The following is an 11,971-nucleotide window of genomic DNA, read 5'->3' as shown; positions in this document are numbered from 1 at the left end:
AGAATCATGACCCAGACGGACACCAGGGTGGGCCCGGCCGCTGCCGGGCCCGCCCCGGGCCGGGCCCGGCCGTTCTGGACCAGCCGTCGCCGGGACCAGCTCACCGGTTACCTGTTCATCGCCCCGCAACTGCTCGGCAGCGTGCTCTTCGTGATCGTGCCGCTGGTCCTCGTGGTCTGGTACAGCCTGCACGAGTGGAACGTGCTCGCCGGCAGCTTCGAGTACGTCGGCGCCGACAACTACACCGCGCTCGCCGACGACCCCAACCTCGGCTCGGTCCTGCGGGCCACCGGCCTGTTCTCCGTCGGTCTGGTGGTGTTCAACCTCGGCCTGGCGCTGCTGCTGGCCGTGCTGCTCAACCAGAAGCTGCGGGGCACCATCCTGTTCCGCACCCTGTTCTTCTCCCCCGTGGTCGTCTCCCTGGTGGCCTGGACCATCGTCTGGGGGTTCCTGCTCCAGAAGAACGGCGGGATCAACGGACTGCTCGACACCGTCGGCGTCACCGGGCCGAACTGGCTGCGCGGCGAGGGCACCGCGATGCTGTCGGTCGTCGTCGTGCAGGTGTTCAAGAACGTCGGCCTGAACATGGTGCTGTTCCTGGCCGCCCTCCAGGGCGTGCCGGCGGACCTGTACGAGGCCGCGGAGGTCGACGGGGCGGGCCGGATGCGCCAGTTCTGGCGGATCACCGTGCCCCTGATCAGCCCGACGATCCTGCTGACGTCGATCATCACGGTGGTCGGGTCGCTCCAGGTCTTCGCGCAGATCGCCGTGCTGACCCAGGGCGGGCCGGGCACCTCGACCACGGTGCTCGTCTACTACCTCTACCAGCAGGCCTTCCAGTTCCATCACTTCGGCTACGGCGCGACGCTGTCGATCCTGCTGTTCGTCATCGTGCTCGCGCTCACCGTGCTGCAGTGGCAGATGCGCAAGAGGTGGGTCTTCCATGAATCGTGAGCTGTCCCGCCGGGCCAAGCTGGCGCTCTACGGGGCGCTGCTGATCCTGGCCGTCCCGTTCGTCTTCCCCACCTGGTGGATGGTCACCTCGTCGCTGACGCCGGTGGCCGACATCTTCGCCTTCCCGCCGAAGCTGCTGCCGACCGACCCGAGGCTCGACGCCTACCGGCGGGTGTTCGAGTTGCAGCCGTTCGGGCAGCAGTATCTCAACAGCCTCTACATCGCGCTGCTGGTCACCGTCGGCACGCTGGCCGTGGCGGCGCTCGCCGGGTACGCCTTCGCGCGGATCCGGTTCCGCGGCCAGAACCTGCTGTTCCTCGTCGTCCTCGCGGGCCTGCTCATCCCCAGCGAGGTGACGATCGTGCCGCTGTTCCAGATGTTCTTCAAGGCCGGGCTGATCGACACCCACTGGCCGCTGATCCTGGTGCCGATCTTCGGCGCGCCGAGCGTGCTGGCGACGTTCATCATGCGGCAGTTCTTCATCAGCCTCCCCGACGAGCTGGAGGAGGCGGCCCGGGTCGACGGGTTGGGCCGCTTCGCCACGTTCTGGCGGATCGCGCTGCCGCTGTCCCGGCCCGCGCTGGGCGCGGTGTCCATCTTCACCTTCCTGCACAGTTGGAACCTCTACCTGGAACCCATCGTGTTCCTCTCCTCGCCGGAGAAGTTCACCCTCCCGCAGGCGCTCACCCAGTTCGTCGACGCGTACGGCGGCCCGATGTGGGACGTCCAGCTCGCGGCGGCGTCGATGACCGCGCTGCCGGTCCTGGTGGTGTTCGTCATCGCGCAGAAGCAGTTCGTCGAGGGCCTCGCGCACACCGGCCTGAAGGGGTGACCGCGCCGGTGATCGGCGTCGACATCGGCGGCACCAAGACCGCCGCCGCGCTTGTCGACCCGGACGGACGGGTGCGGGCCCGCCGGGAGGTCCCCACCCCGGCCCGCGCCGGGCCCGAGGCGGTGCTCGACGCCGCCGCCGGCCTGGCCGCGGAGCTGTTCGGCGCGGCCCGCGCCGGCCCGGTGGGGGTGGGCACCGCCGGCACCGTCGACCCGGCCACCGGCACCATCCGGTACGCCACCGACAGCCTCCCCGGGTGGGCCGGCACCCCGGTCGCCGGCGCCCTCGCCGCGCGGCTGGGCCGACAGGTGCGCGTCACCAACGACGTGAGCGCCGCCGCGCTCGGCGAGAGCTGGGCCGGCGCCGGGCGGGGCCGCCGGCACGTGCTGCTGGTGGCCGTCGGCACCGGGCTGGGCGGGGCGGTGGTCCGCGACGGCCGCGTCGAGACCGGCGCCCGCGGGGCGGCCGGCCAACTCGGGCACCTGCCCGCGCCCGGCGCGCACCGGCTGCGGTGCGGCTGCGGCCGGTACGGGCATCTGGAGGCGGTCGCCTCCGGCACCGGGCTGTCCGCCGCGTACGCCGTCGCGACCGGCGCCGGGGTCACCGGCCGGACCGTGGCGGAACGCGCGAACGCCGGTGACCGGATCGCCGGGCAGGTCGTCGACCGGGCCGGCGCCGCCCTCGGCGCGGCCCTGGCCGGGCTGGTCGCCCTGCTCGACCCGGAGGCCGTCCTGATCACCGGCGGGGCCGCCGCGGTCCTGCTGCCCGCCGCCTCCGCCGCCTACCGGGCGGAACTGCCCGAGGGCTGGGCCGGCGTGCCGCTGCTGCCGGCCGCGCTGGGCGCCGACGCCGTCCTGGTCGGCGCGGCCCGGCTCGCCACCCGAACGACAGACGACGGAGGGACCGGACCGTGAGCGTCCTCGACGACCTGGCCGGCGGGCTCGTGGTGTCCTGCCAGCCGCTGCCCGACGAGCCGGACGACCCGATGCGCGACCCGTACGTCCAGGCCCACGTGGCGGCGGCGGTCGTCCGCGGCGGCGCGGTGGCGGTCCGGGTCAACGGCCCGGACGACGTCCGGGCGGTACGCGCCGCCGTCGACGTGCCGGTGATCGGGCTGTTCAAGCACGGCGCCGGGGACGTGTTCATCACCCCGACCGCGGCGCACGCGCTGGCGGTGGCGCGGGCCGGCGCGCACGTCGTCGCGGTCGACGCGACCGACCGCCCACGGCCGGACGGGCGCGGCTTCGCCGACACCGTACGCGCGCTGCGGGAGCGGACCGACGCGCTGGTCCTGGCCGACGTCTCCACCGTGGCCGAGGGGGTCGCCGCGGTGGCGGCCGGCGCGGACGCGGTCGCCACCACGCTGTCCGGCTACACCGCGGCCAGCCCGTCGACCGACGGCCCCGACCTCGGGCTTCTGGCACGACTCGCCGCGCTGCTGCCGGTGCCGGTGCTCGCCGAGGGGCGGTACCGCACCCCGGAGCAGATCGGCCGGGCCTTCGCCGCCGGGGCGCACGCGGTGGTGATGGGCAACGCCGTCACCTCACCACTGTGGATCACCCGCCGGCTCGTGCCGGCCACCCCCCGCGCGCCGCACGGATCGCATCCGAGGGGGATTCATCACCCGTGATGGTTGCCGTTTTGCCGTCGCATCGATGGCGTTGGTGCGACTATGGAGGGCGTGGGAACTGCGAAAACTGCCATGCCGTCCATCTCGCCGCTGACCGGTGAGCCGATCAAGCGGGCCGATGCCGAGCGCCTCGCGGGGGTGCTGAAGGCGTTCGCCGATCCGGCTCGGCTGCGGCTGATCAGCCTGATCCAGTCCGCCCCGCAGGGCGAGGCGTCGGTGAGCGACCTGACCGCCCCGCTCGGGCTGTCCCAGCCGACGGTGAGCCATCACCTGCGGATCCTCACCGAGGCCGGGCTGCTCGAACGGGAGAAGCGTGGCGTCTGGGCCTACTACCGGGTGGTGCCGGCCTCGATCGCCGCGATCGCCGACCTGCTGACCCCGCCGCGCAAGCGGGCGACCAAGCGCGTGCGCTGAGCGCGCGCACCCCACCACGCCCGGCTGACGGCATTTCGGACACGGCGTAGAGCCAGCACGGCGCGTCTCGCCCGCCGATGTGTTCTAATTACTCGCGTCGATGTTCGCGCTAACATCGATGACCGGCTGCCACCACCGGCACCTCCGGCATCGTCATGCGTGCGGGCCTCGCGCCGGAACAGGGCGCCGGCGGCGGGTTCATCCTGCGCGGGTCAGCGTTCCATCGACGGCCATCACCACCCGTGAGGCTCCGCGCCGGTACGGACGGTCCCGGAGCCTGCGTATCCGAGGAGCCGTCATGCCCATCTCCCGTCCCCGAACCCTCCGGTACAGACGCCGACGCCTGGCGATCTCGGCCCTGGCCCTCGTGCTGGCCGCCGGCGGCACCGCCGTGGCGACACAGACGCGAGTGGCCGTCGCCGCTCCCGGACCGGGCGCCGTCGTGGGCGCGCAGTCCGGCCGCTGCGTCGACGTGCCGAACGGCAGCACCACGAACGGCACCCAGGTCCAGCTCTACGACTGCATCGGCGTCGCCGCGCAGAACTGGACGTACACGTCGGCCCGCCAGTTCACGGTCTACGGCACCAAGTGCCTGGACGCCAACGGCCAGGGCACCAGCCCCGGCACCGCCGTGATCATCTGGGACTGCCACGGCCAGGCCAACCAACAGTGGAACGTCAACGCCAACGGCACCATCACCGGCCAACAATCCGGCCTGTGCCTCGACGCCAACGGCGCCGGCACCGCGAACGGCACCAAACTGATCCTCTGGACCTGCAACGGCCAGGCCAACCAACGGTGGACCACGTCGACGACGCCGACGTCGGCGCCGCCCACCTCGCCGCCCCCGACCGGTGGCCGGCCGTGCGACCTCTACGCCGCCGGCGGGACGCCGTGCGTGGCGGCGCACAGCACCACCCGGGCGCTGTTCTCGGCGTACGGCGGCAACCTCTACCAGGTCCGCCGGTCCTCGGACAACGCCACCCGCGACATCGGGGTGTTGAGCGCCGGCGGCTACGCCGACGCCGGCGGCCAGGACTCGTTCTGCGGCGGCACGACCTGCGTGATCACGGTGGTCTACGACCAGTCGGGACGCGGCAACGACCTGTGGTACCAGGGTTCGGCGCAGGTCCCCGGCTCGTCGTCCAGCCGGCCGGCCATCGCGACGAGCGAGTCGTTGACCGTCGGCGGCGCCAAGGCGTACTCGCTCTACATCAATCCGAACAACAGCTACTGGCGGGACGGCCACCTGACCGGCATCCCGACCGGCAGCGCGCCCGAGGGCATGTACATGGTCACCAGCGGCACCCACGTCAACAGCGGCTGCTGCTTCGACTACGGCAACAGCGAGACCACCCGCAAGGCCGACGCCGCGGGAGCGATGGACGCGATCAACTTCAGCACCAGTTGCTGGTTCGGCGGCTGCTCCGGCAACGGACCCTGGGTGCAGGCCGACCTGGAATGGGGTCTCTACCCCGGCGGCAGCCAGTCCTGGAACCCCAACCAACGCGCCTTCACCAGCAAGTTCGTCACCGCCACGCTGAAGAACAACGGCACCAGCCGGTTCGCCATCAAGGGCAGCAACGCCCAGTCCGGCAACCTCTACACGCTCTACGACGGGTCACTGCCCAACGGCTACAGCCCGATGAAGAAGCAGGGCGCGATCATCCTGGGCAGCGGCGGCGACTGCTGCAAGCCCGGCGGTGGCGCCAACCTCAGCGCCGGCACCTTCTATGAAGGAGCCATGGTGGCCGGCTATCCCTCGGATGCGACCGAGAACGCCGTCCAGGCCAACATCGTGGCCGCCGGATACCGCTGAGAACACCCGCACACCACCCCCGAAAGGACCGTGATGTTAACGCTCTCAACAAGGCCGGCCCGACGCGGACTCGCCGTGCTCGCCAGCCTACTCGTCATCATCGGGCTCTTCCCGGCGATCGCCCGGGCGGACAACCCGATCGTGCAGCACATCTACACCGCCGACCCGGCGCCGCTCGTCTACAACGGTCGGGTCTACCTCTACACCGGCCACGACGAGGACAACTCGACCTGGTTCACCATGAAGGAGTGGCGGGTCTGGTCGTCCGACGACATGGTCAACTGGACCGACCACGGCTCGCCGCTCAACCTCGCCACCTTCAGTTGGGCCAAGCAGGACGCCTGGGCCGGCCAGGCGATCTACCGCAACGGCAAGTTCTACTGGTACGTACCCATGGTCGTGCGGGCGACCGGCCAGATGGGCATCGGCGTGGCGGTCTCCGACAGCCCGACCGGCCCGTTCCGGGACGCGATCGGCCGCCCGCTGGTGAGCAACGGTGAGATCGACCCCACCGTGTTCATCGACGACGACGGCCAGGCGTATCTCTACTGGGGCAACCCGCACCTGTGGTACGTGAAGCTGAACTCGGACATGATCTCGTACTCGGGCAGCCCGACGCAGATCCCGCTGACCACGGCGGGCTTCGGCACCCGGACCGGGGACGCGAACCGGCCCACCCTGTACGAGGAAGGGCCCTGGGTCTACAAGCGCAACAACCTCTACTACAACGTGTTCGCCGCCAAGTGCTGCTCGGAGTTCATCGGCTACTCGACGGCACCCGGCCCGACCGGGCCGTGGACCTACCGCGGCACGGTCATGCCCACCCAGGGCAGCAGCTTCACCAACCACCCCGGGATCGTCGACTTCAAGGGCGGCTCCTACTTCTTCTACCACAACGGCGCGTTGCCCGGCGGCGGTGGTTTCACAAGGTCGGTGGCGGTGGAGAAGTTCTCCTACGGGTCGGACGGCTCGATCCCGACGATGTCCATGACCAACGCGGGCGCCCCGCAGGTCGGGACGTTGAACCCGTACGTCCGGCAGGAGGCCGAGACGATCGCCTGGGGGCAGGGGATCGAGACCGAGCCGGCCAGCGGCGGCGGCATGAACGTCGGCTTCATCGACAACGGGGACTACATCAAGGTCAAGGGTGTGGCCTTCGGCACCGGCGCGACCTCGTACACCGCCCGGGTGGCCTCGGCCGGTAGCGGCGGCACCATCGAGTTGCGCCTGGACGGCACCAGCGGCCCGCTCGTCGGCAGTTGCCGGGTGTCCGGCACCGGCGGCTGGCAGACCTGGACGGACACGACCTGCGGGGTCAGCGGCGCCACCGGCACCCACGACCTCTACCTGCGGTTCACCGGCGGCAGCGGCTCGCTGTTCAACATCGACCACTGGCGGTTCACCTCCGGCACCACCACCCCGCCGCCCACCACCGCGCCGCCCACCACCGCACCGCCGACCACCGCACCGCCGACGACCCCGCCGCCCACCACCGCGCCGCCGACCACCCCGCCGCCCACCGGCGGCGCCTGCGCCGCGACCTACCGCACCACGAGTAGCTGGTCCGGCGGCTTCCAGGGCGAGGTGACCGTCACGGCCGGCGCCTCCGCGATCAACGGCTGGACGGTGGGCTGGAACCTGGCCGGAGGCCAGAGCATCAACCAGATCTGGGGCGGCACGCTGAGCACCAGCGGCTCCACGGCGACCGTCCGCAACGTCTCGTACAACGGCTCGGTGCCGGCCGCCGGCTCGACCACGTTCGGCTTCCTGGCCAACGGCTCGCCGTCGACCCCGTCCCTGACCTGCACCAGCCCCTGAGAGGAACACTCATGCGCAGAAGGACAGGGTGGCTCGCCGCAGCCGCCGCACTGACCATGGCCGTCGCCGGGGTGCTCACCCCGGCCGGCCCGGCCGGAGCCGAGTCCAACGGCGGGGTGCGGGTGATGCCGCTCGGTGACTCGATCACCGAGGGCACCCAGGTCCCGGGCGGCTCCCGGATCGGGCTGTGGCAACGGCTCGCCGCCGGCGGCTACCGGATCGACTTCGTCGGCTCCCAGTTCAACGGGCCGGGCAACCTCGGCGACCACGACCACGAGGGACACCCCGGCTGGCGGATCGACCAGATTGACGCCAACATCACCGGCTGGCTGAACGCCTACCAGCCGCGCACCGTGCTGCTGCACATCGGCACCAACGACATCCTGCAGAACTACAACGTGTCCGGCGCGCCGAACCGGCTCTCCACCCTGATCGACCACATCACCGCGACGGCGCCCAACGCCGACGTGTTCGTGGCACAGATCATCCCGCTGGCGAACTCCGGCCAGGAGTCGGCGGTACGCACCTTCAACGCGGCCATCCCCGGCATCGTGCAGTCCAAGGTGAACGCCGGCAAGCGGGTCCACCTGGTCGACCAGCACTCGGCGCTGAGCACCGCCGACCTGATCGACGGCATCCACCCGACCGCCGGCGGCTACGACAAGATGGCCGCGGTCTGGTACGCCGCGCTGCGGTCGGTGGAGGGCAGCATCGGCACCCCGGGCAACGGCGGCGGCACCACCTACCAGAACGTGCAGGTGGTCGGTGGCGGCTCGGGCCGGTGCCTGGACGTGCCGAACGGCAGCGCCACGAACGGCACCCAGGTGCAGTTGTACGACTGCTGGGGCGGCACCCCGCAGCGCTGGACCTACACCTCCGCGAAGCAGTTGCAGGTGCTCGGCAACAAGTGCCTCGACGCGAACGGTAGGGGGACCGCGAACGGCACCAGCGTGATCATCTGGGACTGCAACGGCCAGTCCAACCAGCAGTGGAATCTGAACGCCAACGGCACCATCACCGGCGTCCAGTCCGGACGCTGCCTGGACGCGGCCGGCTACGGCACCGCCAACGGCACGAAGATCAACCTCTGGGACTGCCACACCGGCACCAACCAGCAGTGGAGCATCCGAAGCTGACGTGCAAGGCGGGGCCCCTTCTTAACGCCTCCGGTATAGGAAGGGGCCCCGCTTAACCTCTCGAAGGAAGGAGGACGCCATGCCGAGACATCGGCTCATCGTCGGCGTCGTCACGGGAGTGGCGGGACTCGTCCTCGCCATGGGCGGCGTCGCGTTCGCCGCCGGTCAGGATTCCGTCGGCGTCGGCCCGCTGGCGGCGACCGCCGGCTGCGGCAAGGCCCCGGCGCTGACGAGCGGCTCGCACACGATCTCCAGCGGCGGCCAGAACCGTTCGTACATCCTGCGGATCCCCGACAACTACGACAACAACCACCCGTACCGGTTGATCTTCGGTTTCCACTGGAACGGCGGCACCGCGGGCGACGTCGACTCGGGCGGGACCAGCGGATACCTGTGGTCCTACTACGGGGTCCGGGCGCTGTCGAACAACAGCGCGATCTTCGTCGCACCGCAGGGCAACGGCAACGGCTGGGCCAACCCCAACGGCCAGGACCTGACGTTCGTCGACGACATGGTCCGCACGTTCTCCGCCGGGCTGTGCGTGGACACCACCCAGTTGTACGCGATGGGCTTCAGCTACGGCGGCGGCATGAGCTACGCCATCGCCTGTGCCCGGGCGAACGTCTTCCGCGCGGTGGCGGTCTATTCGGGCGCGAACCTCAGCGGGTGCAACGGCGGCACGCAGCCCATCGCGTACCTCGGAATTCACGGTCTGCGTGACGGGACGCTGCCGATCTCGGCGGGCCGCGCGCTGCGCGACCAGTTCGTCCGCAACAACGGTTGCACCCCGCAGAATCCGCCGGAGCCGGCGCAGGGCAGCCTGACCCACGTCGTCACCTACTACTCGGGTTGCCGGGCGGGCTACCCGGTGGCCTGGGGCGCCTTCGACGGGCCGCACGCCCCGAACGCGGTGGACGGCACCGCCGACCCGTTCGCGCCGGGCGAGCGGTCGTGGACGCAGGCCGTGGTGTGGCGGTTCTTCACCCAGTTCGACGGCACCACCCCGACGAACCCGCCGACCACGCCGCCGACCAGCCCGTCGCCCACGAACGGGCGACAGCTCGCCGGCGAACAGTCCGGCCGCTGCGTCACCGCGCCGACCCAGACCTCCGGTACGCAGGTGCAGTTGCAGGACTGCGCCGGGCAGTCCGGTCAGCTCTGGACCGCCGGGGCCAACCGCCAACTGCAACTGGCCGGCAACCTGTGCCTGGACGCGAACGGCGCGGGCACCAGCAACGGCACGGCGGTCATCGTGTGGGGCTGCAACGGACAGTCCAACCAGCAGTGGAACGTCAACCCCAACGGCACCATCACCGGCGTGCAGTCCGGGCTCTGCCTCGACGCCAACGGCGCCGGCACCGCGAACGGCACGAGGCTCATCCTCTGGTCCTGCAACGGTCAGGCCAACCAGCGGTGGAGCTGGCGCTGAGGTGTTAAGCGGGGCCCCTTCCTATACCGCAGACGTTAAGAAGGGGCCCCGCCTTGCACCTCAGGGGCGGAGGGTCCACTTCTGGTTGGCGCCGTTCAGGCACTGCCAGAGCTGGATTTTGGTGCCGTTGGTGGTGCCGAACGCGCTGGCGTCCAGGCACAGGTTGGACTGCACACCGGTGATGGTGCCGTCGGCGTTCAGGTTCCACTGCTGGTTGGACTGGCCGTTGCAGTCCCAGATGACCACCGGCGTGCCGTTCGCGGTGCCCCGACCGGAGGCGTCCAGGCACTTGTTGCCGTACACCGTGAGCTGCTTGCCCGAGGTGTAGCTGAAGCGCTGGTTGGCGTTGCCGTGGCAGTCCCAGAGCTGGAGCTGGCTGCCGTTCGTGGTGGTGGCGCCCGGCACGTCCGCGCACCGGCCGGACTGGCCGCCGACGATCTGGACGTTCTGGTTCGTCGGCCCGCCGTCGCCGGGCGGCAGCAGGGTGACGGTGGACGTGTCGCTGATGGCCGGGTGCGACACGGTGACCGTGGTGCCGTTGTTCGACAGCGTCACCACGCTGTCCCGCACCGTGATCGGCCCGGACACCGCGCCGCCGTTGTTGTACGGGATGTTCTGCACCACCACCCGGACCTGGTTGTTGACCACGATGCCGCTCGTCGCGTCCAGGCGCTGGATGTTCACCGCGACGTTGCCGGTGGTGGTGTTGCCGCCGATGAGGATCTTCGCCGAGCCGGTGTCCCGGGTGGCGAAGGCGTCGTAGGAGGCGCTCGGGGTGACCGAGGCGATCTGGCCGGTCATCGAGCCGTAGTACTGGTAGGCCCACCATTCGCCCCTGGGCTGGTACTGCCCGCCGGAGGTGCGGGTGAGCAGGCTGGCCAGGTCGTTGTGCAGGTTCTGGCCGCCGGCCCAGTTGGCCCGCAGCCCGTCCGCGCCGGCGCGTTCCAGCCGGGCCAGGTACCACGCCCCGCCGGCCGGGTTCTGCTGGTTCGACGCCCCGTACTCGTTGATCTGGTGCGGTCGTGGGTGGGCGATGCCCCGCGAGTCGAGCGTCTGGTTGGCGATGGCCACGTTCGACACCGGGTCGCCGGGCAGCGAGTGCCAACTGAAGATGTCCGGCACCACGTTGTTGGCCTTGACGTAGTCCAGGTACTGGGTCCACCAGCCGCCCGTGGACGGCACGCAGGCGCAGCTCGGCCCGACGATGAGCATGCCCGGGAAGGCCGAGCGGATCCGTTGGTAGGTGCGCCGCCACAGCTCGAAGTACTGCGACTGCGGCCGGTTCCAGAACAGGCTGATGTTCGGCTCGTTCCAGATGTCCCACTGCACGGTGATCCCGGCCGAGCGCACGTCGGAGAAGAGCCGGTCCAGGAAGCGGTCGTAGTCGCTCCAGTCACCGTTGTCGCCGGGGAAGCGGCTGATCGAGGCGCCGTCGGCGCCCCACAGGTCGTGGTCGAGCAGCACGAACGTGCCGCCGAGGGCGGCGGTGCGGCGGGCCTGGGCGACGGTGGCGTTCCACCGTCGGTCGTAGCCGCCGCCGACCCAGCCCTGGCCGGGTAGCTGGGCGCCGCCGGCGCGCATGGCCCGGAACTGCACGTCCCGGAAGTAGTTGTCCGGTGGGTTCTGGCCGTTCTCGGTCATCCCGTAGATCCACCCCGACCCGCGGTACGTCGGCGTACCCAGGGAGGCGGAGAAGTTGACGGTGAGCGACTCGTCGGCGGCCCGTGCCGGGGACGCGGCGACCGCGAGTGAGCAGGCGACGGTGAGGGCGCCGGCCGCGATCCGGGCGGCGAGGCCGCGGATCCGGGGTGCCCGGGCGTGGGGGATGTTCACTGCGACTCCTTCGGCAGTGTGGTGGGGCTGCGGAGGACGTCCTAGCGAATCGATTCGCCGGGCAGCCTAGGCGTCGACATCCATGGATGTCAACGCCATGACCAGC

10 protein-coding genes are annotated in these 11,971 nt (G+C 70.9%); 9 read left to right on the top strand and 1 reads right to left on the bottom strand.

Translation table 11 applies throughout. The annotated features are described in order from the left end of the window. The first annotated feature begins 6 nt into the window (after nucleotides 1–6). From O7619_RS13320 to O7619_RS13280, 9 genes are all read left to right on the top strand, one after another. Complete coding sequence (locus O7619_RS13320; RefSeq protein WP_282288028.1) at nucleotides 7–954, top strand: sugar ABC transporter permease; 948 nt, start codon at nucleotides 7–9, stop codon at nucleotides 952–954. Further along, a complete protein-coding gene (locus O7619_RS13315) occupies nucleotides 944–1,786 on the top strand; it encodes a carbohydrate ABC transporter permease (RefSeq protein WP_282288027.1) in 843 nt (280 codons plus the stop codon). The genes O7619_RS13320 and O7619_RS13315 overlap by 11 nt, the downstream gene beginning before the upstream one ends. Further along, complete coding sequence (locus O7619_RS13310; RefSeq protein ID WP_282288026.1) at nucleotides 1,783–2,700, top strand: ROK family protein; 918 nt, start codon at nucleotides 1,783–1,785, stop codon at nucleotides 2,698–2,700. Before O7619_RS13315 ends, O7619_RS13310 begins: the two co-directional genes overlap by 4 nt. Further along, nucleotides 2,697–3,416 (top strand): putative N-acetylmannosamine-6-phosphate 2-epimerase, encoded by a 720-nt coding sequence (locus O7619_RS13305; RefSeq protein ID WP_282288025.1) that lies wholly within the window; start codon nucleotides 2,697–2,699, stop codon nucleotides 3,414–3,416. The genes O7619_RS13310 and O7619_RS13305 overlap by 4 nt, the downstream gene beginning before the upstream one ends. A gap of 42 nt (nucleotides 3,417–3,458) precedes the next feature. Beyond that, nucleotides 3,459–3,830: a metalloregulator ArsR/SmtB family transcription factor gene (locus tag O7619_RS13300; RefSeq protein ID WP_282288024.1), complete on the top strand. Its 372-nt coding sequence runs from the start codon at nucleotides 3,459–3,461 to the stop codon at nucleotides 3,828–3,830. A 298-nt stretch (nucleotides 3,831–4,128) separates the two neighbouring features. After that, complete coding sequence (locus O7619_RS13295; protein ID WP_282288022.1) at nucleotides 4,129–5,649, top strand: arabinofuranosidase catalytic domain-containing protein; 1,521 nt, start codon at nucleotides 4,129–4,131, stop codon at nucleotides 5,647–5,649. Nucleotides 5,650–5,682: 33 nt separating this feature from the next. Then, entirely contained in the window at nucleotides 5,683–7,467 is a 1,785-nt protein-coding gene (locus O7619_RS13290; RefSeq protein ID WP_282288020.1) for a family 43 glycosylhydrolase, read from the top strand. 11 nt (nucleotides 7,468–7,478) lie between these two features. Continuing rightward, nucleotides 7,479–8,603, top strand: coding sequence for an RICIN domain-containing protein (locus O7619_RS13285; RefSeq protein WP_282288019.1), 1,125 nt, complete (start codon nucleotides 7,479–7,481; stop codon nucleotides 8,601–8,603). Between the two features lie 79 nt (nucleotides 8,604–8,682). After that, a complete protein-coding gene (locus O7619_RS13280) occupies nucleotides 8,683–10,032 on the top strand; it encodes a ricin-type beta-trefoil lectin domain protein (protein ID WP_282288017.1) in 1,350 nt (449 codons plus the stop codon). A gap of 60 nt (nucleotides 10,033–10,092) precedes the next feature. Here O7619_RS13280 and O7619_RS13275 read toward each other — a convergent pair whose 3' ends face one another. Continuing rightward, the gene (locus tag O7619_RS13275) at nucleotides 10,093–11,859 is read right to left on the bottom strand and encodes a ricin-type beta-trefoil lectin domain protein (RefSeq protein WP_282288816.1); all 1,767 of its coding nucleotides are present in this window, start codon (nucleotides 11,857–11,859) and stop codon (nucleotides 10,093–10,095) included. Between the last annotated feature and the right edge of the window lie 112 nt (nucleotides 11,860–11,971).

It is taken from the genome of Micromonospora sp. WMMD998, assembly GCF_029581235.1.
Taxonomy (GTDB): Bacteria; Actinomycetota; Actinomycetes; order Mycobacteriales; family Micromonosporaceae; genus Micromonospora.
The sequence above is the reverse complement of the archived record's forward strand: the minus strand, read 5'-3'. Positions and strand labels throughout refer to the sequence as shown.

What these genes read in the sequence shown, in the direction of transcription:
- O7619_RS13320 (WP_282288028.1), top strand. Translation starts at nt 7, where the DNA reads ATGACCCAGACGGACACCAGGGTGGGCCCGGCCGCTGCCGGGCCCGCC.
- O7619_RS13315 (WP_282288027.1), top strand. Translation starts at nt 944, where the DNA reads ATGAATCGTGAGCTGTCCCGCCGGGCCAAGCTGGCGCTCTACGGGGCG.
- O7619_RS13300 (WP_282288024.1), top strand. Translation starts at nt 3,459, where the DNA reads ATGGAGGGCGTGGGAACTGCGAAAACTGCCATGCCGTCCATCTCGCCG.
- O7619_RS13295 (WP_282288022.1), top strand. Translation starts at nt 4,129, where the DNA reads ATGCCCATCTCCCGTCCCCGAACCCTCCGGTACAGACGCCGACGCCTG.
- O7619_RS13290 (WP_282288020.1), top strand. Translation starts at nt 5,683, where the DNA reads ATGTTAACGCTCTCAACAAGGCCGGCCCGACGCGGACTCGCCGTGCTC.
- O7619_RS13285 (WP_282288019.1), top strand. Translation starts at nt 7,479, where the DNA reads ATGCGCAGAAGGACAGGGTGGCTCGCCGCAGCCGCCGCACTGACCATG.
- O7619_RS13280 (WP_282288017.1), top strand. Translation starts at nt 8,683, where the DNA reads ATGCCGAGACATCGGCTCATCGTCGGCGTCGTCACGGGAGTGGCGGGA.